Below are 305 nucleotides of genomic sequence, written 5' to 3' on the forward strand. Positions count from 1 at the left end.
CAAGATCGATTTCAACACTAATCTTCATCACTTCCTCCACTCCATCCAGGTAAGTACACCGCACACAGCCGCGCCGAACGTGAAAAGTACGATCCCGCCGCTATCGTCATGCCAGCAGTAGTAGATTCCTGCGAGGCATACAAGGAACGTAGCCAGACTAGTCCATTTGTTGAGCATCAGTACGCCACTCCGATCCAAGCGATGATGAGCAAGCCGCCTGCGCATACGGTCATGGCGGCTACGGTTGCGATGGTGCGAATGTCGCTGAATACCAAGCACCAATCAACGCCTCGCATCGGGGTACT

Annotated in this window: 1 protein-coding gene; it reads left to right on the forward strand. The window is 53.8% G+C overall.

What is annotated here, in order from left to right; genetic code table 11:
* Window positions 1-108 precede the first annotated feature (108 nt).
* On the forward strand, window positions 109-305 hold a 197-nt coding region (locus Q5762_RS37765), incomplete at its 3' end, for a hypothetical protein (protein ID WP_315896834.1).

It is taken from the genome of Streptomyces sp. P9(2023) (genome assembly GCF_032436795.1).
Classification (GTDB): domain Bacteria; phylum Actinomycetota; class Actinomycetes; order Streptomycetales; family Streptomycetaceae; genus Streptomyces.